A 26,182-nucleotide genomic window follows, 5' to 3' on the forward strand; every position below is an offset into this window, starting at 1 on the left:
GTTGTGACCACACCGCGAGCATTAGGCTCATCGAACGTGTCCGACGCTGTTGTTACTGATGCCGAATTGCTGGCCGGCGCGCTGGTCGCGCTGAACCACCGCGCCGAGGTGCTGCGCGCGCTCGGTGCGGTGTTCGCCGAGGCGGGCCACGAGCTGTATCTGGTCGGCGGCAGTGTGCGCGATGCGCTGCTGGGCCGGTTGACCGGTCACAGTGATCTCGATTTCACCACTGACGCCCGCCCCGAGCAGATGCTGAAGGTCCTGCGTCCGTGGGCCGACGCGCTGTGGGAGACCGGGATCGAGTTCGGCACGGTCGGCGTGGGCAAGCGGGTGGGCGGGGTGGAGCACCGGCTCGAGATCACCACGTTCCGGGCTGACAGCTATGACCAGGTGTCAAGGAACCCGACGGTCGAATTCGGCGACAACCTGGATGACGACCTGGTGCGCCGCGACTTCACCGTGAACGCCATGGCGGTGCGCATCACGGCCGACGGTCCGGCCGAATTCCATGATCCCCTGGGCGGTCTGGCGGCCATTCAGGCCAAGGTCCTCGACACCCCGTCGGCGCCGGAGGTGTCGTTCGGGGATGATCCGCTGCGGATGCTGCGTGCGGCCCGGTTCGTGTCGCAGCTCGGGTTCGGGGTGGCGCCGCGGGTGCTCGAGGCGCTGCTGGAGATGGCTCCGCAGTTGGAACGCATCACCGTCGAGCGGGTCGCCGCCGAACTGGACAAGCTGCTGCTCGGTGCCGACCCGGTGGCCGGCGTCGATCTGATGGTGCAGACCGGGCTGGGCGAGGTTGTTTTGCCCGAGGTCGGCAAGATGCGGATGGCCATCGACGAACACCATCAGCACAAGGATGTGTACTGGCATTCGCTGACGGTGCTGCGGCAGGCGGTGGATCTCGAGGATCAGGGTCCGGATCTCGTATTACGTTGGGCTGCACTGCTTCACGACATCGGCAAGCCCGCGACCCGCAAGCACGAATCCGACGGCGGCGTGAGTTTTCACCACCACGAGGTGGTCGGCGCCAAGATGACCCGCAAGCGGATGCGCGCGCTCAAGTACTCCAAGCAGATGGTCGACGACGTGTCGCAGCTCGTTTACCTGCATCTGCGGTTCCACGGCTACGCCGACGACAAGGGGACCGGGAAGTGGACCGATTCGGCGGTGCGGCGTTACGTCACCGATGCCGGCCCGCTGCTGAGCCGGCTGCACAAACTGGTCCGCGCGGACTGCACCACCAGGAACAAGCGTCGGGCGGCGCGGTTGCAGGCCAACTACGACGATCTGGAGAACCGGATCGACGAGCTGGCGGCAAAAGAAGATCTGCAGCGGGTCCGGCCGGATCTCGACGGCAACGAGATCATGGAGATCCTCGGCATCCCCGCTGGCCCGCAGGTCGGCGAGGCCTGGAAGTACCTCAAGGAGCTCCGGCTCGACCATGGACCGCTGTCGCGTGAGCAGGCCATCGACGAATTGTTGAAATGGTGGAACGCCAGGAGCTGATCATGCGTCTGATCAGACATGGACTACTGCCTGGGTGAGCCCGACGGAACCGCGACCATCTTCACCGGTGCGCCGGATATGGATGTGGACGGGGACGGGAGCCCCGACGGCATCGGGCTCGATTTCGACGGGGACGGCCGGATCGACGACGTGATGGCCGATTTCGACGGGGACGGCATCGCCGAGCGGATGGTGCTCGACACCGATGACGACGGACAGGCCGAGACCCATTTCTCCGACGACGGTTCGGGTATCTGGGCGGTGAGGGTGGACCGGTCCGGGCAGGTGCGCTGGTTCGGTTTGGACGGGGTCGAACAGACGGGTGGGCCGGTGGTCGATTTCGATGGCGACGGCGCTATGGACGACCGGTTGATCGACGTCGACGGGGACGGCCTGGCCGATCGGGCGTTGGCCGGGAACCTGGCATACGTCGACACCGACGGGGACGGGCGCTGGGACCTGAAGTTGGCGGACACCGACGGCGACGGCCGCGCCGATTCGGTGTCCTGAGCGCCGACTCTGCGGTGAGGGCTTGGGCCACTCGCACTTTCACGCCCCGAGCGCAGAGTCGATTGCTGACGACGAGCTTCAGCCGCGCCCGGCGCCCGGAGGCCCAGCGAAGGCCTGCGCGATCGTCAACCACTTGGCGGCGTCGTCGCCGACGGCGGTCACGTCGAGTTCGGCCGGCGCTCGGCGCTGGGTGACCAGCATGCAGAAGTCTTCGGCAGATCCCGTCACGCGCTGCTGTGCGTCGGCCGGTCCCCACTCCCACAGCGAGCCGTCGGGCGCGGTCAGCTCGACCCGGAACGGCTCGGCGGGCGGGGTCAGCCCGTGGACCGTGAACGCGAAATCCCTTGTGCGCACCCCGATATGGGCGATCGAGCGCAGGCGGGCGGTGGCGGGCCGGTGCGCCCCGAGCGCGTCGGCGACGTCGAGACCGTGCGCCCAGGTCTCCATCATCCGGGCGGTGGCCATCGAGGTGGCGCTCATCGGCGGACCGAACCAGGGCAGCTTGCGACCCTCTTCCACGTTCACGAGTTCGGTGTGCAGCCGGGCTCGGGTCGCACGCCAGTCCGCGAGCAGCTGCTGGGGCGGAGTCAGCGCGAGTTCCTCGGCGCCGGCGTCGACGAACCCCGTCGGGTCCTGCATCGCTTCGGCCAAGATGGCATCGAAGCCGGCCTGGTCGGTGATCGCGATGACCGACACCCGGTCGGTCCACAACAGGTGGGCGATCTGATGGGCAATGGTCCAGCCTTCGGACGGCGTGGCGGTGGCCCAGCGCTCGGGCGGCAGATCGGCCACCAGGGCGTCGAGTACATCGCTCTCGGCAGACAAGTCGGCCACGATCGGCCCGGCGCTCACCATGGCGGTCAGCCTAGACCGGGGGATGACGCCCGCTTCGGGGATGCCACCGCGGCATGCAGACCGAGCCCGACCAGATAGGCCACAGCTCCGGCGGCCACCAGGGCAGGCGAGTGCCCGCCGGGGGGGATCACCGCGGCAGCGGCCGCGATCGCCGCGACGAACGACATCCAGAACAACGCATCCTGCACCGTGAACACGTGCCCGCGCAGCGCGTCGTCGACGTCGATCTGGATCGCCGAATCCGCGCACAACTTCACCAGCTGCCCGGCCGCGCCGAGCAGCAGACCACAAGTCAGCATCACCGGGATGTGCAGGCCGAGCGCCAAGAGCTGGATGGCCGCGGCGAAGCAGAGCGCGCCATTGGCGGTCGCATAGCGCCCGAACCGGCCGATCACCACGGGGGCGGCCACGGTGGCCAGGAACTGGCCGATACCGCCGGCCGCCAGGAACAGAAACGCGCTACCCAGGCCCAGCCCGGTCATATCGGGGTTGTCGGTGTGCCGCACGATCACCAGCACCAGCAGGGAATTGATCCCGAAGGCCATCCGATGCGCGGCCAGCCCGGCCAGGGTGCCCGCGACCGGACGCACGGTCAGCACCGTGCGCAGGCCATGCACCCAGCCGGTGGACACCGCGTAGGCCACCGAGCCGTGGATGGTGCGCTTGCTTTCGTGCGGCCCCAACACGTGCGGGCCGAAGCGCACCGACAGCCACAACGCGAGCGCCACCGGGAGCGCCACGATGAACATGACCGCCGAGGCGCCCACGTCGTCGGCGCCGACCACCGTACGCGGCACCAACATGAAGAGGGCGCCGAGGAAGGCGGCGAGCGCTCCGATCGCGGTGGCCACCGAGTTCATCGTGACGACCCGGTCGGCGGGCACCACATCGGGCAGCGACGCCGACAGACCTGACGACACGAACCGGGTGAACCCGTTGATGATCAACGCCCCGCACAGGATCGGCAGATCCCCGACACCGAACGCCAGCAGCCCACCCACCAGGAGCACCAGCAGCAGTCGGCCCAGGTTGGCACCGATCATCACCATCCGCCGGTCCCAGCGGTCCAGCAGTGCCCCGGCGAACGGACCGAGCACCGAGTACGGGAGATACAGGACGGCGAACGCACCGGCGATGGCCCACGGCTCGGCCTCCCGGTCGGGATTGAACAGAAGTCCGCCGGCCAGGCCGGCCTGGAACAGGCCATCGGCGAACTGACTGACCGCACGCAACTCCAGCAGGCGGCGGAATTCGTTCATGCCACGCAAGGAGTGCCAGAGGGCACGGAGCGCGCGCCAGAGGGCACGGAGCGCGTGAGCATGAACCACCCGATCAACAGTACAAAGCTGCGCCGAAATCCGACCGCGCCCGGGCTTGTTCGCCACGTCTTGGCTATCGCGGTGCCATGATGTAACCGTGGCGCAGTCAGAAGACCCGGAGGATTTCATCGCGCCTGCGGCGCACCGGGTACGTCCGGGCACGCTCCTGCTGGCCAATACCGATCTGCTCGAGCCGACCTTCCGGCGCAGCGTCATCTACATCGTCGAGCACAACGCCGGCGGGACCCTCGGTGTGGTGTTGAACCGCCCCAGTGAGACGGCGGTCTACAACGTGCTGCCGCAGTGGGCGAAGCTCACCCACAAACCCAAGACGATGTTCATCGGCGGCCCGGTCAAGCGGGACTCGGCGTTGTGCCTGGCGACGCTGCGGGTCGGCATGCAGGCCGACGGCGTTCCGGGACTGCGGCACGTGCAGGGCCGTGTGGTGATGGTCGACCTGGACGCCGACCCGGACACGCTGGCGCCGGTGATCGAGGGTGTGCGGATCTTCGCCGGATACTCCGGCTGGACCATCGGCCAACTCGACGGCGAGATCGAGCGTGACGATTGGATCGTGCTCTCGGCGCTGCCGTCGGATGTTCTGATCGAGCCGCGGGTCGATCTGTGGGGCCGGGTGTTGCGCCGTCAGCCGTTGCCGATGTCGTTATTAGCCACGCATCCGATCGACGTGAGCCGCAACTAGTCTCGGGACTACTTGCAGGACAGGGTGCAGCTGGCGCACGAGCCGGCGCAGTCCGCGCCCGAGCCGGCGCCCGCCTCCGCCGCCGCGACGGCCTTGGCGCTCTGCCAGCAGCCGGCGGCGACCGTGGCGACGGCCCCGATGATGCACACCATGACGACCATCAGGCCGGTGTGGGGCGCGGCAGCCAGGGCGGCGGCACCCCCGGCGGCGAGCATGACCGCGGCGGCCAGTTGCGTCGGGGCCACAGCCCTCAGGACCGAGCGCACCGGATCACCGGTACGGGGTCTGGTCAACAACCACAGCCCGAGCACACCGACGATGACGGCGGCGCTCAAACACAGCAGCGCGGCGATCAGCATGCGCCACACAATACGAGGCGCCGGTCGGTATTGCGAGGTCGGGGCGGGTTCCGGTGCCTCAGCCCTGCAGGCCCAGGAGCTGGGGCAAACCCGGCTGTGGCGCCGGGGCGGCTGGGGCGGGAGTAGCTGGCGGAGCGGGAGCCGCCGGGGCCGGCGCGCTGACCTTGAACCCGGAAACTATCGCGTCGGCGGCGTCGGCAGCCGCGGAAACACCCTGGTTGGCGGCCGAGGAGTTCACCGACAACGACACCAGGTAATGGTCGGGGCCCGCGGTGGCCAGGATGTGCCTGCGTGACGTGTTGAGCACCTGGCTGCCGGACAGGTAGCTACCTTCGATAAATGCCGACGGGAAGCCGTTGAAGTCACCCATGGCCATGTCGGTGGGGCGCCAGTTCTGCAGCTGCTGGGTGTCGACGAAGCCGTGGCTGGCCGCTTCGACCGGATCGAAATTGCCGACGAGCTTGTAGACCACGACCTGCGCGTTGGGGGTGTAGAGGTCGGTGCTGGCGCGGTCGGCGATCACCGCGAAGGCGTCGGGGACGTTGGGGTCGGGCACTTTGGTCCACCCCGACGGCAGCGGCAGGACGATGCTGAGCGCCTTGAAGTCGTGGCTGACCTGAGGCTCCATTTTCACGCCCTTGCTCTTGAAGAATTCGGCAAGGGTGCCGGAGGAGGCCGGGGTGATGGTCTGCGCCGGTGGGACAGGTGCCGCGACCGCGGGCGCGGCGTTGGCTGCCGCACCCGGGACGCCGGGGGTTGCTGCGGCAGCGGGGACCGCGGCGGCGGGGGCCGCCGGGGCGGCGGGCGCTGCGGCAGGGGCGACCGTGACGGTCTGGGTCACCGTCACCGGGCCGGGAACGCTTGGAACCGGAAGGAGGGGTTCGGCAGAGGCGGTCTGACCGGTGAAACCGACAACCCCGGCCACGCCGATGGCCGTGCCCGCTGCCAGTACCCGCCACCGGCGGGTCAACTCGATCATTGCTTGATTCCTCCCGCAAACCGTGCCCCACCTGGGGACCTCTCCACTGAGCGCCGAGACTATCCAGGGATGACCGCCCACCACCAGCAACTCAACCGACCTGGAATCAACCCCTGACAGAGCCGCGACGTAACCGATACCAACCTGTGGCCTGCGTCATCGGAAGACGGGCGGTGAGCTGCTCAAACCGTGGCCTTATACCCTGAACGGCGTGATCGAACCTGCCGCCGCCGCCCAGTCAGGGCAGTCAGAGGACACCCCGCAGCACCGTTACACCGCGGAGCTGGCGGGTCAGATCGAGCAGTCCTGGCAGCAGACCTGGGCCGAGCTTGGCACGTTCAACGTGGCCAATCCGGTGGGCTCGCTGGCACCGGCGGACGGCTCGCCGGTGCCAGCCGACAAGATGTTCGTCCAGGACATGTTCCCGTATCCATCCGGTGACGGCCTGCACGTCGGGCACCCGTTGGGTTACATCGCCACCGACGTCTACGCCCGGTACTACCGGATGACCGGGCACAACGTGCTGCACGCACTGGGCTTCGACGCGTTCGGTCTGCCTGCCGAGCAGTACGCCGTGCAGACCGGGACGCACCCACGCACCCGTACCGAGGCCAACATCGTCAACTTCCGCCGCCAGCTGGGCCGGCTGGGTCTGGGCCACGATTCGCGCCGCAGCTTCGCCACCACCGACGTCGACTTCTACAAGTGGACGCAGTGGATCTTCCTGCAGATCTACAACGCCTGGTTCGACACGGCGGCCGAGAAGGCCCGACCCATCACCGAGCTGGTCGCCGAATTCGAGTCCGGGACACGTACTCTGGACGATGGCCGGGTCTGGACGGAGTTGTCGGCAGCCGAGCGCGCCGATGTGGTGGACGATTACCGGCTGGTGTACCACGCCGATTCGATGGTGAACTGGTGCCCGGGTCTGGGCACGGTGCTGGCCAACGAGGAAGTCACGGCCGACGGGCGTAGCGATCGCGGTAATTTCCCGGTGTTCCGGAAGCGCTTGCGGCAGTGGATGATGCGCATCACCGCCTATTCGGACCGGCTGCTCGATGATCTGGAGCTGCTGGAATGGCCGGACAAGGTCAAGGCCATGCAGCGCAACTGGATCGGCCGCTCCACGGGGGCATCGGTGGAGTTCGGCACCGCGGCCGGCGATGTCGAGGTCTTCACGACCCGCCCGGACACCCTGTTCGGCGCGACCTACCTGGTGCTGGCTCCCGAGCACGATCTGGTGGACGCGCTGACCGCCGGCGCCTGGCCCGAGAGCACCGACTCTCGGTGGACCTTCGGTGCGGCGACCCCGACGGAGGCCGTCGCCGCCTACCGCGCCGGGATCGCGGCCAAGTCGGATCTGGAGCGCCAGGAGAACAAGACCAAGACCGGTGTGTTCCTGGGTGCGTACGCCACCAATCCGGTCAACGGGCAACAGGTTCCAGTGTTCATCGCGGACTACGTGCTGGCCGGATACGGCACCGGCGCGATCATGGCGGTGCCCGGCGGCGACCAGCGTGACTGGGACTTCGCCACCGAGTTCGGCCTGCCCATCATCGAGGTGGTCTCCGGCGGTGACATCACCGAGGCGGCCTACAACGGCGACGGCGCCATGGTCAATTCCGACTATCTGAACGGGCTGTCGGTGGCCGAGGCCAAGCAGGCCGTCATCGAGCACCTGGAGGCCGACGGCCGCGGCCGGGCCCGCATCGAGTACAAGCTGCGGGACTGGCTGTTCGCCCGGCAGCGGTACTGGGGTGAGCCGTTCCCCATCGTGTACGACGCCGACGGCCGCGCCCATGCGCTGCCGGAATCGGCTCTGCCGGTGGAACTTCCGGACATCCCGGACTATGCCCCGGTCTCGTTCGACCCCGACGACGCCGACAGCGAACCGTCGCCGCCGCTGGGCAAGGCCACCGAGTGGGTACACGTCGAGCTGGATCTCGGCGACGGGCTGCAGACCTACACCCGCGACACCAATGTGATGCCGCAGTGGGCGGGCAGCTCCTGGTATGAGCTGCGCTACACCGACCCGCAGAACTCGGAAGAGCTGTGCGCCAAGGAGAACGAGGCCTACTGGATGGGCCCGCGTCCGGCCGAGCACGGTCCGAACGATCCGGGCGGTGTGGACCTGTACGTCGGCGGCGTCGAGCATGCGGTGCTGCACCTGCTGTACTCGCGGTTCTGGCACAAGGTGCTGTTCGACCTCGGCTTCGTCAGTTCGAAGGAGCCCTACCGCCGCCTGGTCAACCAGGGTTACATCCAGGCCTTCGCCTACACCGACTCCAGGGGCAGCTATGTGCCTGCGGCCGAAGTCGTTGAGCGCGAAGGGAAGTTCTTCTGGCCGGGCCCAGATGGTGAGATCGAGGTCAACCAGGAGTTCGGCAAGATCGGCAAGAGCCTGAAGAACTCCGTCTCACCCGACGAGATCTGCGACGAGTACGGCGCGGACACCCTTCGGGTCTACGAGATGTCGATGGGCCCGCTGGAGGCGTCGCGGCCGTGGGCCACCAAGGATGTCGTCGGTGCGCATCGCTTCCTGCAACGGGTGTGGCGTGTGGTGGTCTCCGAAGAAACCGGAGCGACCGACGTCAACGAGCACGAGGCACTCGACACCGACACGCTCAAGATCCTGCACCGCACCATCGCCGGCGTGACCGAAGACTATGCGGCACTTCGGAACAACACCGCCGCGGCCAAGCTGATCGAGTACACCAACCACCTCACCAAGGAGGGCGTCTCGGCTCGCGCCGCGATCGAGCCGCTGGTGCTCATGGTGGCCCCGCTGGCGCCGCACCTGGCCGAGGAGTTGTGGAAGCGGTTGGGCCACGACACCTCACTGGCGCACGGTCCGTTCCCGGTCGCCGATCCGCAGTACCTGGTGGACGACACCATCGAGTTCCCGGTTCAGGTCAACGGCAAGGTCCGCGGCAAGATCACGGTCGCTGCCGACGCCGAAGCCGCGGCCATCCAGGCGGCGGCGCTGGCCGACGAGAAGGTGCAGGCCTTCCTGGATGGTGCCACCCCCAAGAAGGTGATCGTGGTCCCGGGCCGGCTGGTCAACCTCGTCGTCTAGTGCGATTTCGGTGCGTCTGGTAACGCTGACCGTTACTGGACGCACCGAAATCACCCGGGGCGGACCACGATTTCGTGGACGTGGCCGTCGGGCGGGGTGGTGACGGCGGTCGCCACCAGCCCTGCCACGGTCTCGGGTTTGAGGAACTTCGTGGCGTCGTATTCACCGACGCCGTCGCTTACTGCAGTCTCGTAGGCCACCAGATCGCGCTGCATCTCGGTGTCGGTGCGCCCGGGGAAGATCGAGGTGACCCGCAGTGACGGTTCATCGGCGCGCAGTGAGTCGGCGAATGCCCGCAGCGCGAACTTGCTGGCCGAGTACGAGGCCATACCGGTCGAAACCTTCTGCCCGGCACCGGAATTGATGAAGACCACATGCCCGCGGGCGGCGCGCAGGGCCGGCAGCAGGGCCAGCGTGAGGGCCACCGCACCGGTGACGTTCACTTCGAACGACGCCCGCCACTGTTCGGCGATCGACTCGGAAACCCGGCCGGGGTAGAGGACGCCGGCGTTGTGGACCAGTACATCGAGTTCGGCGAGTACCTCGGTGGCCGATTCGATCGAGTCCGCGTCGGTCAGATCCAGCGGCCAGGTCGGCGCGCCGAGCTGTTCGGCGAGCGCGTCGAGGCGGCGTGACGGGCGACCGGCCAGCAGCAGTGTGTGGGTGGGAGCAAGGGCGGCGGCGATGGCCGAGCCGATGCCGCCAGAGGCTCCGGTGATCAATGCAGTCGGCACGACTGCAACGTTACTGTGATGCCGAATGCCACGGGGCCGACCTGCAGACCGGGGCGCGGCGTCGCATCATGGTAGGGATGCCACCGGATCCGAGCTTCGCTCCCACCCAACTCGCCGCGCGCGCCGCCTACCTGCTGCGCGGCAACGACCTGGGTGTGATGACCACTGCCGCACCGTTGCTGTATCCGCACATGTGGAGCTGGGATGCGGCGTTCGTGGCGATCGGGCTGGCGCCGCTGAGTGTGGAGCGTGCCGTGGTCGAACTCGACACGCTGCTCTCGGCGCAGTGGCGTAACGGGATGATTCCCCACATCGTGTTCGCCAACGGCGTCGACGGCTACTTTCCGGGTCCGGCCCGGTGGGCGACCTCGGCGCTGGCCGCCAATGCGCCGCGGGTCCGGCACACCTCGGGGATCACGCAGCCGCCCGTGCATGCGATCGCGGTGCAGCGCATCCTCGACCACGCCCGCAGCCGGGGCCGGTCCACCCGGGCGGTCGCGGAGACCTTCCTCGATCGACGGTGGGCCGATCTGGTGCGGTGGCACCGCTGGCTGGCCGAGTCGCGGGATCAGGACGGCCACGGCCGCATCACGCTGTACCACGGGTGGGAGTCCGGCATGGACAACTCACCGCGCTGGGACAGCGCCTACGCCAACGTGGTTCCCGGCGCCGTGCCGGAGTATCAGCGCGAGGACAACGCGATCATCACCGACGCCACCCAGCGGCCGAGCGACCTCGAGTACGACAGGTACCTGTGGCTGCTCGAGGAGATGAAATCCGTTCGCTACGACGATGATCTGCTTCCGAAGGTGATGAGCTTCGCGGTCGAGGACGTGTTCGTCTCGGCGATCTTCTCGGTCGCCTGCCAGGTGCTCGCCGAGATCGGGGAGGACTACAAACGCCCGAACGCCGATGTCCGCGATCTCTACTCGTGGGCCGAGCGCTTCCGGGTCGGCGTCGTCGAGACCGCCGACGAACGAAGCGGTGCGGCAAGGGATTACGACGTCCGGGCAAAGAGGTGGGTGGCCACCGAGACCGTCGCGCAGTTCGCCCCGCTGCTGTGCGGCGGGCTGCCGCACGAGCGGGAACGCGCCCTGCTGCGGCTGCTGGAAGGCCCGAGGTTCTGCGGGCATCCGGATCTGAAGTACGCGCTCATCCCGTCGACGTCGCCGGTGTCGCGGGATTTCCGGTCGCGCGAGTATTGGCGTGGTCCGGTGTGGCCGGTGATGACGTGGCTGTTCTCGTGGTGTTTCGCGCGGCGCGGCTGGGCCGAGCGGGCCACGACACTGCGCAGGGAAGGGTTGCGTCAGGCCAGCGACGGCACGTTCGCCGAGTACTACGAGCCGTTCACCGGGGAACCGCTGGGCAGCATGCAGCAGTCGTGGACCGCGGCCGCGGTGCTGGACTGGTTGGGGTAGCCCGGCTACTCGGACTTGGCGTGGGCGGCGGTGGCCTGATCGTTCTGGCCGGCCAGCCGCTCCAGCGGGGCCAGTGCGGTGGCCAGCGTCGCGAGATCGTCGGAGCTCAGGTTGGCCAACCGGGCGGCCAGATCAGCTCGCCGGGCGGCCAGCGATTCGCGGTGCTGCACGAGGCCGCGCGGGGTGACCTCGACGAGGACGGCCCGCAGGTCGGAGGGGTCCCGGGAGCGCTTGACCAGCCCGAGCTTCTCGAGCCGGCGGATCGCCACGGTGGTGGTGGGGGTGCGCACGCGCTCACGGGCAGCCAGCTCGGTCATCCGGATCGGGCCCTGGTCGAGCAGGGTGAGCAGGATCGAGAGCTGGGCCAGCGTGAGCTCCCCGGCGGTGCCCTTGTTGGTGTCACCGCGGCGCAGCACCGAGAAAACCTTGGAGAGTACGCGTTGCAACTCTCCGGCCAGCTCAGTGACCTGCGGTTCGGGCTCTCCCATAATTCGCTAGTCTAACCTGTCTGACGCTGCCAGGTTGTCAGCTTGTTCCGTTTGAGCCAGGGGTTTCACGGCAATCTCACAGCACCTGGGACAGGAAGCGGCGCAGCCGATCTGTCTCGGCCGCTTCGAAGATCTGGTCGGGGGTGCCCGACTCGACCACCTTTCCGTGATCCATGAACACCACCGAGTCAGCGGTGGAACGGGCGAAGCCCATCTCGTGGGTGACCGCCAGGATGGTCATACCTTCGGCGGCCAGGTCGGCGATCAACTCCAGAATCCCCTTGACCAGCTCCGGGTCCAGCGCCGAGGTGGCCTCGTCGAAGAACATGACCTGCGGGGTCATGGCGAGCGCACGTGCGATGGCGACACGCTGCTGTTGGCCGCCCGACAGGGTTGCCGGACGTACATCGGCCTTGTGCCGCAGGCCAACCCGGTCCAGCTGCTCCAGCCCGACGGTGCGGGCATGTTCGGGGCTGAGCCGCTTGAGCTTTCGCGGACCCAGCGTGACGTTGTCGAGAACGGTCTTGTGGGGGAACAGGTTGAACTGCTGGAACACCATGCCGATGCGTTGGCGCAGTTGGTCGGGATTGTCGGTCAGCACCGAGCGTCCGTCGAGCAGGATGTCCCCGCGGTCGGGTTCGTACAGGCGGTTGAGGGTGCGCAGCAGCGTCGATTTTCCGGACCCGGACGGGCCGATGATGGCTGTCGTCGTGCCGGCGGGCACGTCCAGGTCCACCCCGCGTAGCACCGCGTTCGGTCCGAACGACAGGTGAATGTCGTTGGCGGCCAGCGCGACCGGCTGTGGTGCCGACATCAGATCATCTCCTGGGTGGTCGCCGGGGAGAGGGGATCTTCCTCGGCCGGGGGACGGCCTTTGCGCAGGCGGTTGTCGACGAAGTTCACCAGATGGGTCAGCGGGATGGTCAGCAGCAGGTAGAAGAGCCCGGCCGCGACCAGCGGTGACAGATTGCCGGTCTGCGCGTTGAGATCTCGGCCCACCTGGAACAGTTCACGCTGGCTGGCGACCAGGCCGAGAAAGTACACCAGCGACGAGGCCTTCAGGAGCGAGATGAACTGGTTCATCAGCGCAGGCAGCACCCGCCGGATCCCCTGTGGAACGACCACCAGTCGCATCGACGAGGCGTAGCTGAAGCCCAGCGCGCGTGAGGCTTCCAGCTGTCCGGGCTCGACGCTCTGGATGCCCGAGCGGAAGATCTCTCCGACGTACGCCGCTGCCATGAGCCCGAGCGCGGCGATGCCCAGCGGGTAAGGGCTGTTGCCGGTGAGCGATCCGACCACGGGCCCGATGCCCAACCCGATCAGCAGGATGATCACCACTTCGGGCAGGCCGCGGAAGATGTCCGTGTACACCCGGGCGGGCCAGCGCAGCCATCGCGACCGCGAGATGCCCGCCACCGCCAGAACCATGCCGAGGACGAGTCCGATGATGCTGGCGCATACGGTCAGGATGAGCGTGTTGGGTAGGCCGGTGCGCAGCAGGTCGGGGATCGCCTGCTTGTAGAGGTCCCAGTCCAGGAACGAGTCCGCGAGTTGCGCGAGTGTCGATTTGGGCGCCACCGGGCCCCCGGCGGCGGGTTTCTCGTTGGCGGCGGCGATCGCGGCGAAATCGGGCAGCTTGGGTTCGGGGGCGGCTTTGGAGCCCGGTTTCCAGCCGGGTGGCAGAGCCCGTGGCACCCAGTCGGAGTACAGCTGGGCCCAGGTCCCGTCGGCGATGACGGCGTCGAGTCCGGAGTTCAGCGCGTCGATCAGCGGCTGGTTCTCCTTGGCGACCGCCCACGCCACGAAATTGTCCAGGCTGAAGGTGTTTTCGATGATCTGTGCCGGGTCGCCGGGCTGCACGGTGCCTGAGGCCTGTTGTGAGGGTGCCACCCAGGCGTCGATCTGGCGGGTCTTGAGGCTGGCGTAGACGGTGTTGTAATCGGGGAACTTCACCGGCTGCAGGTGCAGCGTGTCGATGACGTAGGCCTCCTGCACGGTGCCCTGCACGACGCCGATGCGCTGCCCGGCGGCGAGCTGGCCGAACCCCTTGATCGGTGAGCCGGAGGGCACCACGAGCGAGAAGTAGCCGAAGTCGTAGCCGTTGGTGAAGCCGACGGTCCGTCGCCGGGCGTCGGTCGTGGTGATCGAGCTGGACGCGACGTCGAAGCGGCGGGAGGCGGTCTGGGCCAGCAGGCCGGAGAAGTCGGTGCCGACGAAGTTGACCTGAAGGCCGAGCTTGCCTGCGATGGCGCGCAGCAACTCGTTGTCGAAACCGGTGAACTGTCCGGCCGAGTTGATGCAGATGCTGGGCGGCGCGTCCGACAGCGTGCCGACGGTCAGGACGCCGGGCGTGCCCAGTCCGAGGTTCTCGGGCCGGACCGTGTCCAGGGGTATGACGGTGGCGGTCGTGTACTTGTCGGCGCCGGGTCCGGTGGCCGCGGCGGCAAGGTTGGTGGGCAGTGCGCTCGCGCTGTCGACACCGGGTGGGGCGCACTGGTCGACGTCTGCCCCGGCCGGCGCTGCGCACACCAGCCCGAACAGCATCAGGACCGTGGTCAGCAGCGCGGCCGATCGTCTGGCGTCCATCTGATGCAACCTAGTGGGCGGGCGCCCCGTGATGAGTGATTCCGCTCAAGGGGACCGCAAGTCGCCGAACACTCCGCGCCGGGTCAGCTCGCCGATCATGATCTGGGCCATCCGGTCGGCGCGGTCGGTGCAGGCCTTGCGGGCTCGCTCGGGATCGCGGGCCTGGATCGCCGCCATCTCCTCCTCATAGCCTTCGAGAAAATCGGCCTTCGCCTTCGGGTAGCTGATCCAGAACTCCGCGGGCGCGAAGCTCTTACCGGCACGGATGGTGGCGTGCAGGCGCGGCCCGGCGTACTCGTCGTTGATCGAGTCGCGGAACACCCAACAGGCTTCCTGGAAGCTCTTGGTGTCCTTTGCTGAACGCATCATGCGCAACGTGTCATCGAGATGCGCGACGATGCGCGGAGTCGGGTTGGTGGCGCAGCGGGCGGAGGCGATGCCGTTGAGAATTCCGTACAACTCGTGGTGCTCGGCCACAGTGGCCTCGTCGAAGCGGGAGACGAATGCGCCGCGGTGATATCGCGTCGAGAGAATTCCGTCGTGCTCGAGCTGAACCACTGCTTCCTGGATCGGAACGCGGCTGAGCCCGAGGTCACGGACGATCTCGTTGCGGTCGATGCGGTCGCCGGAGCGCAGCTTGCCCGTCATCACCAAATTGATGATGTGCGTGACAACCTGGTCCTTCTCCTTGACCCCGTAATTCTTCGGCACCCTGGTTTATCTCCCCCTATGGCGATTATGTTTCGCCAGTTTCTCACGTGCCCGCCAGTTCGGAGACCTGAGTCGGTTCAGCTCAGTCGCTAAACTTTGCGAGCTCGGTCGTCGCGCCAGCGGCACAGGGCCTCGGCGCCCGTCAGGTCGTAGTCCGGACCGTTGACCCCCACGGTCAGGATGCTGACCCCCAGATCGGCCAGTGCGTCGGCCTCGGCGAGCATCGCGTCGATTCCGCCGGTCTCCTGCACCCCTGCCGAGCGCTGCACGGTCGCCGGGTCGCGGCCGGTGATGCCGCAGTGTTCGGCGAGAACCTCCGCCTTGCCCGGGTAGGTATTGCGGTCGACGAATGCGTGCCAGATGTCGGCGTGCTCGGCCACCAGACGCAGGGTCTTGCGTTCCCCCTGACCGCCGATCAGGATCGGGATCTCGCGGACGGGCGCCGGGTTGAGTTTGGCCAGTCGGGCCTCGATGCGCGGCAGGGCTACGGCCAGATCGTCCAGGCGACTGCCTGCGGTGCCGAACTCATACCCGTACTCGTCGTAATCCTTTTGTTTCCAACCACTTCCGATGCCGAGGATGAGCCGGCCGCCGGAGATGTGGTCGACGGTGCGGGCCATGTCTGCCAACAGCTCCGGATTGCGGTAGGAGTTGCAGCTGACCAGTGCGCCGATCTCGATGCGTGAGGTCTGCTCGGCCCAGGCGCCGAGCATCGTCCAGCATTCGTAGTGCGCGCCTTCGGGGTCCCCGTAGAGCGGGAAGAAGTGATCCCAGTTGAAGGCGATGTCGACGCCGATGTCCTCACAGCGGCGCACCGCGTCGCGGATGTGGCTGTAGGTGGGGGAGTGCTGCGGCTGCAGTTGCACGCCGATGCGGATGGGATGGCTCACATTGGTGAGCGTACCCACGAGGACTGCTCTTTGAACCCCGCACAGCGCTGCCTGATGTGAGGCACGGGGCGCCGGATCAGCCCAGCAGGCCGCGCAGGATTTCGACCAGCCTGGCCGGCTGATCGCCCTGCACCGAGTGGCCCGAGTCGGCGACCACGTGGGTGCGCTGGAAACCTGGTGCGCTATTTGCGAACTGCTCGGCGTCGTCGTCGTTGACGAAGAACGAGTTGGCGCCGCGGATCAGCGTGGTGGGCATGGTGATCGACGGGACGTCGTCCCACAGGCCGCTGAAGCTTGAGTAGCCGTCGTCGCTTCTAAACGTGTCGTAGCGCCACGTCCAGGTGCCGTCCTCGAGCTGTTTGGAGTTGTGGAAGACGCCGCGCCGCAAGGAATTCCGATCCCGGTTGGGGGCCGCGTCGACGGTCAGGTCGAGCATGGCCTGGAACGTCGGGAAGGTGCGGTGTTCCTGCACCAGGGCCACGGTGCCCATCTGTGCCTTGGTCATTTCGTTGTGCCGCTCTGGCGCTGACGGCGTGACGTCGACGAGTGCGAGTTCGGGTACCAGCCGGGGCTCGGTGGCCGCGATCCGTAGCGCGGTCAATCCGCCCAGCGACATTCCGACGACCAGGCGTGGATTGGGCGCATGATCTTCGAGAACCGGAATCAGGCTGGCCGCATTGAGTTTCGGGCCGTAATCGCCGTCCTCGCGCCAGGCCGAGCGGCCGTGGCCGGGCAGATCCACGGCCAGCGCGGGCTCGCCGAGTCCGAGAATCACGGTGTCCCAGGTGTGGGCGTTCTGGCCGCCGCCGTGCAGGAACACGATTCGCGGGGCTGCGGTGCCGAACTTCAGCGCGCTGATCGGCCCCTGCTCGATGCGTTCGACCGGTGGTATCGCGGTTGCGCCGATCTGTTCAGCGTTCTCGTGCAGGAGGCCGAACTCGTCGAGGTCGGTCAATGCGTCGTCGCTCACCACGCCGCCGACCTTACTTCCAAAACGACTCTGCGCCCAGGGCGTAGATGTGCGAGAAGCACACGCCCTGAGCGCAGAGTGAAAACGAAGTGGATCAGCCCTCGATGAAGGTCTCCAGCTCGATGCGCGCGACGTCGTCGGCGATCTGCTTGGGCGGGCTCTTCATCAGGTAGGCCGAGGCTGCCTCGATGGGGCCGCCGATGCCGCGGTCCTTGGCGATCTTGGCGGCACGCACCGCGTCGATGATCACACCGGCCGAGTTCGGCGAGTCCCACACCTCGAGCTTGTACTCCAGGTTCAGCGGCACGTCACCGAAGGCGCGGCCTTCCAGGCGCACGTAGGCCCACTTGCGGTCGTCGAGCCACGCGACATGGTCGGACGGGCCGATGTGGACGTTCTTGTCCTCGACCTTGCCGGCCAGCGAGCCGGTCAGGTTGGAGGTGACGGCCTGGGTCTTGGAGACCTTCTTGGACTCCAGCCGCGAGCGCTCCAGCATGTTCAGGAAGTCCATGTTGCCGCCGACGTTGAGCTGGTAGGTGCGGTCCAGGGTGACACCGCGGTCCTCGAACAGCTTGGCCATGACGCGGTGGGTGATGGTCGCGCCGACCTGGCTCTTGATGTCGTCGCCGACGATCGGGACACCGGCGTCCTCGAACTTCTTGGCCCACACCGGGTCGGAGGCGATGAACACCGGCAGCGCGTTGACGAAGGCCACGCCGGCGTCGATGGCGCACTGGGCGTAGAACTTGTCGGCCTCTTCGGAGCCCACCGGAAGGTAGGAGACCAGGACGTCGACCTTGGCGTCCTTGAGCGCCTTGACCACGTCGACGGGCTCGAAGTCGGAGACCTCGATGGTGTCGGCGTAGTACTTGCCGATGCCGTCGAGGGTCGGGCCGCGCTGCACCGTGACGTTGGTGGGCGGCACGTCGGCGATCTTGATGGTGTTGTTCTCCGAGGCGAAGATGGCCTCGGACAGGTCGAAGCCGACCTTCTTGGCGTCCACGTCGAACGCGGCCACGAACTTGACGTCACGCACGTGGTACGGGCCGAACTTCACGTGCATCAGGCCCGGCACGGACGCGTTCTCATCGGCGTTGTGGTAGTACTGCACGCCCTGGACCAGGGATGATGCGCAGTTACCGACGCCGACGATGGCGACCCGGATTTCTCCTGCGTGCTCAGACATGGACGATCTCCTTACTCGTTCTGTGTGCTCGGCCTGGGGCCTTGTGCGGGTCTGTGCTCATATGTTTTCCGAGCGCCCCTGTGCCGTACGTTCGGCCGCGATCAACTCGTTGAGCCATTTGACTTCTCGTTCGCTGGACTCGAGGCCCAGCTGGTGCAGCTGACGGGTGTAGCGGTCGAATGAACTGCTGGCCCGCGCCACGGCTTCGCGAAGACCTTCCCGACGTTCCTCGACCTGACGACGCCGGCCCTCGAGGATTCGCATCCTGGCTTCGGCCGGGGTGCGGTTGAAGAAGGCCAGGTGGACACCGAACCCGTCGTCGGAGAAGTTCTGTGGCCCCGTGTCGGCGACCAACTCGGTGAATCGCTGCTTGCCGGCATCGGTCAGCTGATAAACCCGCCGAGCGCGACGCACCTTGGTCGGTCCCAAGGGTGCGGCGTCCTCGACGATCAGGCCGTCGGCCTGCATGCGCCGTAATGCCGGGTAGAGCGACCCATACGAGAACGCCCTGAACGCCCCCAACAGACCCGTCAATCGCTTGCGCAGCTCGTAGCCGTGCATGGGTGATTCGAGCAGAAGGCCCAGGACTGCGAGCTCCAGCATCGAAAACACCCCTTTCGACAGATCAGATGGAATTGATCGCTACGACGGATCAACACCTCGCCAAACTGTATCGCGCCGATATATTTGGTGCCAAGTAGTCACTCAGATTGGTGCGTCTGCTGGTGCGCGCGGGGACATAGGTTTTCACCGTGATCGTTCCCGACTATCTAGCCGAACACTTCGCCGATCTGGTCGACACGCATCTTGGTTCCGAGCTCGGGCCGGCCTACCTGGACTCCGGACAGCCGGCGCTGCACTTCGAGTTGGGTGGCGCGGTGCCGGGTCCTGTTATCGGGTCGAGGATCGGTGGCGAGCCAGTCCTTCCGCGAGGAATGCCCTGGCCGTCGTCGGTCGACGACGTGGCTGGAGATGAGCGGCACCTGGTGTGTATGGCGGTGCTCGAGCTCTGGCTGCTGGCTCCCTATGCCGATGTGACGGGGCTTCCGATCGACGGCACCCTGACGTTCTTCTATGCCGACGACGCGGAGCTGCCGCCGTGGGGAGAGCCCTACCAGGCCGGAGGTTGGAAGGTGGTCTACACGCCTCCGGGAGCCGAGGTCGAGCCGGAACCGCCTGTGGGAGTGACGGTTTGGGCGCCGCGGTTGCTGATTCCGGTGCGGGCGATGAGCTATCCGGTGATCGAGGAGTCCTACTTCGACGAACGCCGGCCGTTCAGTGCACTGCACCAAGCGTGGAACGCGGTCCGGTATGACGACGAACTTGCCCCGACGGGTGTGCAGATCGGGGGTATACCTGAGGCGGTCCAGTGGGACCCGCGCTTTGACGCGACCCGACACCGCGGCGTCGAACCGGGTTCCGACTGGTGCTTGTTGCTCCAACTCACAGCCGATGCACGGATCACCGAGAAACTCAGCGTGCGTCCGAGCCGTGGCTTCGATGACTGGCTGGGCGGCGATTTCACCGTCTACTTCTTGACCAGGGACCGAGATCTGCGGGACGGTGATTTTTCCCAGACTTGGCTGATCGCCCAGCGCTGACCGATCTCACCCGTTGTTGCGGTGCATCCCCTTGACGGTGCCGTCGGGGTAGAGGTCGATGGTTCCGCCGCCGAAATCGCTGTTGACGATGACCGCGATGTTGATGGCCTCGGGTGTCGAGGGGTCTTCGGACGGCGTGATGCGCAGCCACGTGCTCTTCACGTCGGCACGTTTGGTGTTGAGCGTGTCGGGGGCGCCCCGCATGATCCCGAGAACCCGCTCGTAATCGAATGCCCCGAGGTCGACGAGGCGATCTTTGTCGGTAGTGCGCGGATCCGGGCTCGGGTCGCCCCAACCGCCGGTGTACCGGTAATAGACCTTCCTGCGGCTGTCCTGCGGATCAGGTCGGTACAGCATGGCCGAGTCCGGGTCGATGTGCAGTTCGAAGCCCGTGGTGTTGCCGAACTTCTGGCGCATCTGCTCGAAGAGTCCTTTGACTCCGTTGAGCGATTGCAGCTGTGTCGGCGGGGTCAGCACGACGGGGTCGATGCCGTCGGGCACCGCCCCTGGGTCGGGGTTGAAACTCAACGGTGACGGGGTGTTTCCGTACAGACCCCAGCCGATGCCGATACCGAGCACGACCAGGACGCCGGCCGAGGCCACCCTCAACCCCCACCCGGAACCGGCGGGTTTGCGAATGCGGGGCAGGCGGGCCTCGGTCAGCGTCGGCATCTTCACCGGTGCATTGGAGTTCTGTAGATCGTCGACCAGACGGGCCAGGTCTCCCAGGGTCGTGGCATTGGTGGCCGCGGATACCCGCTGACGGTGTTCTTCCATGGACAACTGGCCTTCGCCAAGCGCGCTGTCGAGCACCTTGCAGGTGTCGTTGCGATCGCTGTCCTTGGCCCGGGTGGTCGAGGTCTGCCGAGTTGCCACGGAAGATGATCGTAGGAGGTGTGACGCGGTCGCGCCTCGGTGTCCAGGGGGTCGACGTACTCTGGTCATCGTGCGATTGCAGAGACAGGTGGTGGATTACGCGCTTCGGCGGCGGTCCCTGCTGGCTGAGGTCTATTCGGGGCGCACCGGCGTCTCGGAGGTCTGTGATGCCAATCCGTACCTGCTGCGCGCGGCAAAGTTTCACGGCAAGCAAAGTTCGGTGATGTGTCCGATCTGCCGTAAAGAGCAGCTCACGCTGGTGTCGTGGGTTTTCGGTGATCATCTGGGCCCGGTTTCGGGCTCAGCGCGCACCGCGGAGGAGCTGGTGATGTTGGCAACTCGTTACGACGAGTTCGCAGTCCATGTGGTTGAGGTATGCCGCACCTGCAGTTGGAATCATTTGGTCAAGTCATATGTCCTGGGCGCGCCTCGGCCGCCGAAGGCACGTGGCACTCGAGGCACGCGCAAGTCGGCGCGTACGGCCAGTGAATAACGAAGGGCGCCATAGCCGGTCAGCCAACGACATCCGTAGTGCGGCTGACCGCCTTGGCGCGCGAGAAAACCGGCCGCCGGCCCGGGAGAAGCCTCCGGTGCGGGAGAACCCGCCCGCGCGGGAGAAGCCCCCGATGCTCGATAAGCCCCCGGTGCGGGAGAACCGCCCGCCGGCTCGTGAGAATGCGTCCACGGGACGGCCGAACGGTCCCACGGGCCGTCCCGGTCGTCCGGCGGTGCCGCCCGACGATCGGCTCACCACGGTGCTGCCGCCGGTGCGCGACGGTGGGCCTGCCCCACTCGACGTCGTCAGGGCGGCGATGGACGGCACTCCGCCGCCGAAACCGCCGCCACCCAAATCTCCGCCTCCCCCGCCGGGAGGCGGCCGCGGGACCGGGCCTTCGGGTCCGTCGGGGTCGGGTCCCAAGGCGACCCGGCAGTTCCACATCAACTGGAAGCTGGTCCGACGGCTGTCGATAGCCGCGGTGGTGGCGATGATCCTGCTTCCGCTGGTGACCTTCGGGATGGCGTACATGATTGTCGACGTCCCGCAGCCCGGTGACATCCGCACCAACCAGGTGTCGACGATCCTGGCCAGCGACGGCAGCGAGATCGCCAAGATCGTGCCGCCCGAAGGCAACCGTGTCGACGTCGGCATCGACAAGATCCCGGAGCACGTCCGCAATGCGGTGATGGCCGCCGAGGACCGCGACTTCTACACCAATCCGGGCTTCTCGTTCACCGCGCTGTTGCGTGCGATCAAGAACAACCTGGTCGGCGGTGATCTGCAGGGCGGGTCGACCATCACCCAGCAGTACGTCAAGAACGCGCTCGTCGGTGACGAGCGGTCCGGCATCGGCGGTCTGATCCGTAAGGCCAAGGAGCTGGTCATCTCGACCAAGATGGCCAGCGAATGGTCCAAAGACGCTGTGATGCAGGCGTATCTGAACATGATCTATTTCGGCCGCGGCTCGTACGGGATCGCGGCGGCGGCCAAGGCGTACTTCGACAAGCCGGTCGAGCAGCTCACCGTCGCCGAAGGTGCCCTGATGGCCGCGCTGATCCAGCGCCCCTCGACGCTGGACCCCGCGGTGGATCCGGAAGGCGCTGCCGAGCGGTGGAACTGGGTGCTCGACGGCATGGTGGACATGGGCGCGTTGTCGGCCCAGGAACGCGCCGGCCAGGTGTTTCCGCCGACCGTTCCGCCGGATCAGGCCCGTCAGGCCAACCAGACCACCGGTCCCAACGGACTGATCGAGCGGCAGGTCACCAAGGAACTGCTGGATCTGTTCGATATCAGTGAGCAGGCGCTGAACACCGAAGGTCTGCAGGTCACCACCACGATCGACCCGCAGGCCCAGCAGGCCGCCGAGAACGCGGTGTCCAAGTACATGGACGGGCAAGACTCCGACATGCGGACCGCGGTGGTCTCGATCGATCCGCACGACGGCGCGGTCAAGGCCTACTACGGCGGCTCGGATGCCAATGGCTTCGACTTCGCCCAGGCAGGTCTGCCGACAGGCTCGTCCTTCAAGGTGTTCGCGCTCGTCGCCGCCCTGCAGCAGGGCATCGGCCTGGGCTATCAGGTCGACAGCGGCCCAGTCGAGGTCAACGGCATCAAGATCAGCAACGTCGAAGGTGAAGGGTGTGGCACCTGCTCGATCGCCGAGGCGCTCAAGCGGTCGCTGAACACCAGCTACTACCGGCTGATGCTGAAGCTGGAGCACGGTCCCGAGGACGTCGCCAAGGCGGCCCACGATGCCGGCGTGGCCGAGAGCTTCCCCGGCGTCGAGCACACGCTGTCGGAGGACGGCAAGGGCGGTCCGCCCAACAACGGCGTGGTGCTGGGCCAATACCAGTCCCGGGTGATCGACATGGCCTCGGCGTACGCGACGCTCGCGAACTCCGGCGTCTACCACAAGCCGCACTTCGTCCAGAAGGTCGTGAACTCGTCGGGACAGGTGCTGTTCGACGCGTCCAGCCAGGACAACGGTGAACAGCGGATCGACAAGGCGGTGGCCGACAACGTCTCGTCGGCGATGCAGCCGATCGCCGGCTGGTCGCGCGGGCACAACCTGGCCGGCGGGCGGGCCTCGGCCGCCAAGACGGGCACCAATCAGCTCGGCGACACCGGTGACAACCGTGACGCCTGGATGGTGGGCTACACGCCGTCGCTTTCGACTGCGGTGTGGGTGGGTACCTCTGACGGTGTGAAGCCGTTGAAGACTCCGTCGGGTGGGCCGGTCTATGGATCCGGTCTGCCGTCGGACATCTGGAAATCCACGATGGACGGCGCGTTGAAGGGCACCGACAACGAGAAGTTCCCGAAGCCGACCGAGATCGGCGGCTATGCGGGTGTGCCGCAGGCCCCGCCGCCCCCGCCTGCACCGGGTACTCCGGGTGGTCCACCGATCGTGATGCCTTCGGAGACCGTGATTCAGCCGACCATCGAAGTGGCCCCGGGCATTACGATCCCGATCGGGCCTCCGACGACCGTGCCGATCGGTCCGCCGCCGGGAGCTCCCGTTGTGCCTGGCGTGCCGGGCGAGCCGGTGCCACCGCCGCCTCCGTGACGGACCGGGTAGCCCCGGCCGCGCCGGCTGGACTGGATTCGCCGGCCCCGCCGGCAGAAGACCGGCGGAGCGCCGACGACCGCGACCTCCCCAGCCGCAATGACCCGCTGGCCGAGGCGCTGTCGCAGACGGTGGGCGGACCCGTCGGCCGACATGCGTTGATCGGCCGGTCACGCTTCATGACCCCACTGCGGGTGATGTTCATCATCGCCGTGGTGTTCCTGGCATTGGGATATACGTCCAAGGCCGCGTGCCTGCAGACGACCGGAAGCGGGACGGCCGGGCAGCGGGTGGCCAACTGGGAGAACAACCGGGCCTATTACGAGCTGTGCTATTCCGACACGGTTCCGCTCTACACCGCAGAGTTGTTGAACCAGGGCAAGTTTCCCTACAAGTCCAGTTGGGTCGAGAACGACGCCACCGGCAAGCCGCGCATGCAGTACGACGGCAGCCCGGCGATCCGCTACATGGAATACCCGGTGCTGACGGGGCTGTACCAGTACGCGTCGATGTCACTGGCCAAGACCTATACCGCGCTGACGAAGCTGGTGTCGGTCCCGCTCATCGCCGAAGTGGTGATGTTCTTCAACATTGCCGCGTTCGGTTTGGCGCTGGCCTGGTTGGCGACGATCTGGGCCACCTCACGACTGGCCGGCCGGCGGGTGTGGGATGCCGCGCTGGTGGCCGGCTCACCGATCGTGATCTTCCAGGTGTTCACCAATTTCGATGCCCTCGCCACCGCCTCCGCAGCAGGCGCGATGCTGGCGTGGGCCCGGCGAAAACCGGTGTGGGCCGGGGCGCTGATCGGAATCGGTGTGGCGGCCAAGCTGTATCCGTTGCTGTTGTTCGTTCCACTCGTGCTGCTCGGGTTGCGCACCGGGCGTCTGCGCGAGGTCGGCAAGGCGGCGTTGACAGCGGTGGTGACCTGGCTGGTCATCAACCTGCCGATCATGGTGATGTTCCCGCGCGGGTGGTCAGAGTTCTTCCGGCTCAATACCCGTCGTGGTGACGACATGGATTCGCTGTACAACGTGGTGAAGTCGTTCAGCGACTGGCAGGGCTTCGATCCGGACCTGGGTTTCTGGCAGCCGCCGACGGTGTTGAACACCGTCACCGCAGTGTTGTTCGCGGCGTGCTGCATTGCGATCGGCTACATCGCGCTGACGGCGCCGCAGCGGCCGCGGTTGGCGCAACTGGCGTTCCTGGTGGTCGCCACCTTCCTGCTGACCAACAAGGTGTGGAGCCCGCAGTTCTCGCTGTGGCTGGTGCCGCTGGCGGTGCTCGCTCTGCCGCACCGCCGGATCCTGTTGGCGTGGATGACCATCGATGCCCTGGTGTGGGTACCGCGCATGCTCTATCTGTACGGCGAGGCCAACAAGGGCCTCCCCGAGCAGTGGTTCACCACCACGGTGTTGCTGCGTGATCTCGCGGTGATCATGTTGTGCGCGTTGGTCGTTCGCCAGATCTATCGCCCGGATCTCGACCTTGTCCGGCACGGCGGCCGCATCGACGACCCCACCGGTGGGGTGTTCGACAAAGCACCCGACAACCCGCCGCGGTGGCTGCCGGACTGGCTGCGACCGTCAGCTGACCGGGTGCGTATCGAACCGAAGCGGGAACCCGCGTTGGTGACGACGGGCGGCGTCAGCGGTGATATGGCGGATACCCCGGGTACTGCGTCGGATACCCCTGGGATGGTGGAAACACCTGAGGCGGGGCTTCCGTAGGTACAGACGGAGGCTCGTTCGCGCGGATCCAGGCACCGGTCGACGGCAGCGTGGCCAGTACGAACGTGGCGAGCACATAAATGAGAACCAGGATCCAGAGCAGGAAGCCGGCAGGGTGGCCATCGCGGGTAGCGTCGGTGTAGGTCGCGGCTATGCCGATGACGGGGGCCGGGGTGGCCAGCAGGGCGCCCACGATAACCATCCGGCGGCCGGTCCTCTTGGCCTTGTAGAGCTTTCTCGCGCCGGTGAGCATGAGCAGTCCGTACCCGCCGAGCACCAGAGATGCGATGGCGATCGTTATCAGCGCCTCGCCGAGGTTCCACGTGGGTCTGCTCAGATCCACGAGCGTCCCGACTATCCCCACCAGGAGGAGAACGAGGGCCACCACTGCGGCGACGCCCGCCAGGATGGCGGCGCAGGTCCCGGTGACCCGGCTGGTCGGGGCGGTCGGCCCAGGTTGTTGCGGCCGGGGTTGTCCGGAGCCGGGCTGGTGCGAGTAGATCGGCGGCTGGACTCCGAAACCGGGCTGTTGTGAGAAACCGGGCTGTTGTGAAAAGGCCGGCTGTTCCGGAAAACCCTGATCGTTGGGCCCACTGGGAAAGGTCATCGATCCCCCTGTTTCT

At 66.9% G+C, this 26,182-nt stretch carries 24 protein-coding genes; 9 read left to right on the forward strand and 15 right to left on the reverse strand.

The window, feature by feature from the left end; translation table 11 throughout:
• The first annotated feature begins 36 nt into the window (after positions 1-36).
• Both AB0876_RS07795 and AB0876_RS07800 read left to right on the forward strand, forming a co-directional pair.
• Positions 37-1,506 carry a CCA tRNA nucleotidyltransferase gene (locus AB0876_RS07795; protein WP_491839972.1) on the forward strand — a complete coding sequence of 490 codons (1,470 nt, stop codon included), beginning with the start codon at positions 37-39 and terminating at the stop codon, positions 1,504-1,506.
• A gap of 18 nt (positions 1,507-1,524) precedes the next feature.
• Entirely contained in the window at positions 1,525-2,016 is a 492-nt protein-coding gene (locus AB0876_RS07800; protein WP_491839971.1) for a pullulanase, read from the forward strand.
• Positions 2,017-2,094: 78 nt separating this feature from the next.
• On the opposite strand, the gene AB0876_RS07805 is transcribed toward AB0876_RS07800, so the two are convergent.
• Complete coding sequence (locus tag AB0876_RS07805) at positions 2,095-2,871, reverse strand: TIGR03084 family metal-binding protein (RefSeq protein WP_491839970.1); 777 nt, start codon at positions 2,869-2,871, stop codon at positions 2,095-2,097.
• A gap of 5 nt (positions 2,872-2,876) precedes the next feature.
• A complete protein-coding gene (locus AB0876_RS07810; protein WP_526041655.1) occupies positions 2,877-4,130 on the reverse strand; it encodes an MFS transporter in 1,254 nt (417 codons plus the stop codon).
• A gap of 157 nt (positions 4,131-4,287) precedes the next feature.
• Here AB0876_RS07810 and AB0876_RS07815 point away from each other — a divergent pair, with 157 nt between their 5' ends.
• Positions 4,288-4,893, forward strand: coding sequence for a YqgE/AlgH family protein (locus AB0876_RS07815; RefSeq protein ID WP_491839968.1), 606 nt, complete (start codon positions 4,288-4,290; stop codon positions 4,891-4,893).
• An 8-nt stretch (positions 4,894-4,901) separates the two neighbouring features.
• Here the strand turns inward: AB0876_RS07815 and AB0876_RS07820 are convergent, their stop codons facing one another.
• Both AB0876_RS07820 and AB0876_RS07825 read right to left on the reverse strand, forming a co-directional pair.
• Positions 4,902-5,252 (reverse strand): hypothetical protein, encoded by a 351-nt coding sequence (locus AB0876_RS07820; RefSeq protein WP_055119179.1) that lies wholly within the window; start codon positions 5,250-5,252, stop codon positions 4,902-4,904.
• A 58-nt stretch (positions 5,253-5,310) separates the two neighbouring features.
• Positions 5,311-6,231, reverse strand: a complete 921-nt coding sequence (locus tag AB0876_RS07825) for an LpqN/LpqT family lipoprotein (protein ID WP_491839967.1) — start codon at positions 6,229-6,231, stop codon at positions 5,311-5,313.
• A 214-nt stretch (positions 6,232-6,445) separates the two neighbouring features.
• Between AB0876_RS07825 and leuS the strand changes: the two genes are divergently transcribed.
• Positions 6,446-9,307, forward strand: coding sequence for a leucine--tRNA ligase (gene leuS / locus AB0876_RS07830; RefSeq protein ID WP_526041925.1), 2,862 nt, complete (start codon positions 6,446-6,448; stop codon positions 9,305-9,307).
• Positions 9,308-9,357: 50 nt separating this feature from the next.
• Here the strand turns inward: leuS and AB0876_RS07835 are convergent, their stop codons facing one another.
• The gene (locus AB0876_RS07835; protein ID WP_491839966.1) at positions 9,358-10,041 is read right to left on the reverse strand and encodes an SDR family oxidoreductase; all 684 of its coding nucleotides are present in this window, start codon (positions 10,039-10,041) and stop codon (positions 9,358-9,360) included.
• Between the two features lie 77 nt (positions 10,042-10,118).
• On the opposite strand from AB0876_RS07835, the gene ggh reads away from it, so the two are divergent.
• Complete coding sequence (ggh, locus tag AB0876_RS07840) at positions 10,119-11,459, forward strand: glucosylglycerate hydrolase (protein ID WP_526041656.1); 1,341 nt, start codon at positions 10,119-10,121, stop codon at positions 11,457-11,459.
• Positions 11,460-11,464: 5 nt separating this feature from the next.
• Here the strand turns inward: ggh and AB0876_RS07845 are convergent, their stop codons facing one another.
• The 8 genes from AB0876_RS07845 to AB0876_RS07880 all read right to left on the reverse strand — a co-directional run bounded on the left by AB0876_RS07845 (position 11,465) and on the right by AB0876_RS07880 (position 18,893).
• Entirely contained in the window at positions 11,465-11,947 is a 483-nt protein-coding gene (locus tag AB0876_RS07845; protein WP_064880265.1) for a MarR family winged helix-turn-helix transcriptional regulator, read from the reverse strand.
• A 76-nt stretch (positions 11,948-12,023) separates the two neighbouring features.
• Positions 12,024-12,761 (reverse strand): amino acid ABC transporter ATP-binding protein, encoded by a 738-nt coding sequence (locus AB0876_RS07850; protein WP_491839964.1) that lies wholly within the window; start codon positions 12,759-12,761, stop codon positions 12,024-12,026.
• On the reverse strand, positions 12,761-14,533 hold the full coding sequence (locus tag AB0876_RS07855; protein ID WP_526041657.1) for an ABC transporter substrate-binding protein/permease: 1,773 nt from the start codon (positions 14,531-14,533) through the stop codon (positions 12,761-12,763). The genes AB0876_RS07850 and AB0876_RS07855 overlap by 1 nt, the downstream gene beginning before the upstream one ends.
• 45 nt (positions 14,534-14,578) lie before the next feature.
• The gene (locus tag AB0876_RS07860; protein ID WP_135358692.1) at positions 14,579-15,244 is read right to left on the reverse strand and encodes a GntR family transcriptional regulator; all 666 of its coding nucleotides are present in this window, start codon (positions 15,242-15,244) and stop codon (positions 14,579-14,581) included.
• An 89-nt stretch (positions 15,245-15,333) separates the two neighbouring features.
• The gene (locus AB0876_RS07865) at positions 15,334-16,152 is read right to left on the reverse strand and encodes an LLM class F420-dependent oxidoreductase (protein ID WP_526041658.1); all 819 of its coding nucleotides are present in this window, start codon (positions 16,150-16,152) and stop codon (positions 15,334-15,336) included.
• A gap of 58 nt (positions 16,153-16,210) precedes the next feature.
• Positions 16,211-17,107 (reverse strand): Rv0045c family esterase, encoded by an 897-nt coding sequence (locus tag AB0876_RS07870; protein WP_526041659.1) that lies wholly within the window; start codon positions 17,105-17,107, stop codon positions 16,211-16,213.
• A gap of 91 nt (positions 17,108-17,198) precedes the next feature.
• The gene (locus AB0876_RS07875) at positions 17,199-18,290 is read right to left on the reverse strand and encodes an inositol-3-phosphate synthase (protein ID WP_491839960.1); all 1,092 of its coding nucleotides are present in this window, start codon (positions 18,288-18,290) and stop codon (positions 17,199-17,201) included.
• A gap of 57 nt (positions 18,291-18,347) precedes the next feature.
• On the reverse strand, positions 18,348-18,893 hold the full coding sequence (locus AB0876_RS07880; protein ID WP_055120968.1) for a PadR family transcriptional regulator: 546 nt from the start codon (positions 18,891-18,893) through the stop codon (positions 18,348-18,350).
• 149 nt (positions 18,894-19,042) lie between these two features.
• Between AB0876_RS07880 and AB0876_RS07885 the strand changes: the two genes are divergently transcribed.
• Complete coding sequence (locus tag AB0876_RS07885; RefSeq protein WP_526041660.1) at positions 19,043-19,891, forward strand: DUF1963 domain-containing protein; 849 nt, start codon at positions 19,043-19,045, stop codon at positions 19,889-19,891.
• A gap of 6 nt (positions 19,892-19,897) precedes the next feature.
• Here AB0876_RS07885 and AB0876_RS07890 read toward each other — a convergent pair whose 3' ends face one another.
• Positions 19,898-20,767 carry a DUF1707 domain-containing protein gene (locus AB0876_RS07890; protein ID WP_526041661.1) on the reverse strand — a complete coding sequence of 290 codons (870 nt, stop codon included), beginning with the start codon at positions 20,765-20,767 and terminating at the stop codon, positions 19,898-19,900.
• 70 nt (positions 20,768-20,837) lie between these two features.
• On the opposite strand from AB0876_RS07890, the gene AB0876_RS07895 reads away from it, so the two are divergent.
• The 3 genes from AB0876_RS07895 to AB0876_RS07905 all read left to right on the forward strand — a co-directional run bounded on the left by AB0876_RS07895 (position 20,838) and on the right by AB0876_RS07905 (position 25,559).
• On the forward strand, positions 20,838-21,260 hold the full coding sequence (locus tag AB0876_RS07895) for a DUF5318 domain-containing protein (protein ID WP_036443617.1): 423 nt from the start codon (positions 20,838-20,840) through the stop codon (positions 21,258-21,260).
• Positions 21,261-21,495: 235 nt separating this feature from the next.
• Positions 21,496-23,832 (forward strand): transglycosylase domain-containing protein, encoded by a 2,337-nt coding sequence (locus tag AB0876_RS07900; protein ID WP_491840033.1) that lies wholly within the window; start codon positions 21,496-21,498, stop codon positions 23,830-23,832.
• Entirely contained in the window at positions 23,829-25,559 is a 1,731-nt protein-coding gene (locus tag AB0876_RS07905; protein ID WP_526041662.1) for a glycosyltransferase family 87 protein, read from the forward strand. The genes AB0876_RS07900 and AB0876_RS07905 overlap by 4 nt, the downstream gene beginning before the upstream one ends.
• Here the strand turns inward: AB0876_RS07905 and AB0876_RS07910 are convergent.
• A complete protein-coding gene (locus AB0876_RS07910; protein WP_526041663.1) occupies positions 25,477-26,166 on the reverse strand; it encodes a hypothetical protein in 690 nt (229 codons plus the stop codon). The two genes, AB0876_RS07905 and AB0876_RS07910, sit on opposite strands and share 83 nt — an antisense overlap.
• Positions 26,167-26,182 lie beyond the last annotated feature (16 nt).

This window comes from Mycobacterium sp. NPDC049093 (assembly GCF_040704635.1).
Classification (GTDB): Bacteria; Actinomycetota; Actinomycetes; order Mycobacteriales; family Mycobacteriaceae; genus Mycobacterium.

What these genes read in the sequence shown, in the direction of transcription:
- AB0876_RS07800 (WP_491839971.1), top strand. Translation starts at nt 1,525, where the DNA reads ATGGACTACTGCCTGGGTGAGCCCGACGGAACCGCGACCATCTTCACC.
- AB0876_RS07805 (WP_491839970.1), bottom strand. Translation starts at nt 2,871, where the DNA reads ATGGTGAGCGCCGGGCCGATCGTGGCCGACTTGTCTGCCGAGAGCGAT.
- AB0876_RS07810 (WP_526041655.1), bottom strand. Translation starts at nt 4,130, where the DNA reads ATGAACGAATTCCGCCGCCTGCTGGAGTTGCGTGCGGTCAGTCAGTTC.
- AB0876_RS07820 (WP_055119179.1), bottom strand. Translation starts at nt 5,252, where the DNA reads ATGCTGATCGCCGCGCTGCTGTGTTTGAGCGCCGCCGTCATCGTCGGT.
- AB0876_RS07825 (WP_491839967.1), bottom strand. Translation starts at nt 6,231, where the DNA reads ATGATCGAGTTGACCCGCCGGTGGCGGGTACTGGCAGCGGGCACGGCC.
- ggh (WP_526041656.1), top strand. Translation starts at nt 10,119, where the DNA reads ATGCCACCGGATCCGAGCTTCGCTCCCACCCAACTCGCCGCGCGCGCC.
- AB0876_RS07845 (WP_064880265.1), bottom strand. Translation starts at nt 11,947, where the DNA reads ATGGGAGAGCCCGAACCGCAGGTCACTGAGCTGGCCGGAGAGTTGCAA.
- AB0876_RS07850 (WP_491839964.1), bottom strand. Translation starts at nt 12,761, where the DNA reads ATGTCGGCACCACAGCCGGTCGCGCTGGCCGCCAACGACATTCACCTG.
- AB0876_RS07855 (WP_526041657.1), bottom strand. Translation starts at nt 14,533, where the DNA reads ATGGACGCCAGACGATCGGCCGCGCTGCTGACCACGGTCCTGATGCTG.
- AB0876_RS07875 (WP_491839960.1), bottom strand. Translation starts at nt 18,290, where the DNA reads ATGTCTGAGCACGCAGGAGAAATCCGGGTCGCCATCGTCGGCGTCGGT.
- AB0876_RS07880 (WP_055120968.1), bottom strand. Translation starts at nt 18,893, where the DNA reads ATGCTGGAGCTCGCAGTCCTGGGCCTTCTGCTCGAATCACCCATGCAC.
- AB0876_RS07910 (WP_526041663.1), bottom strand. Translation starts at nt 26,166, where the DNA reads ATGACCTTTCCCAGTGGGCCCAACGATCAGGGTTTTCCGGAACAGCCG.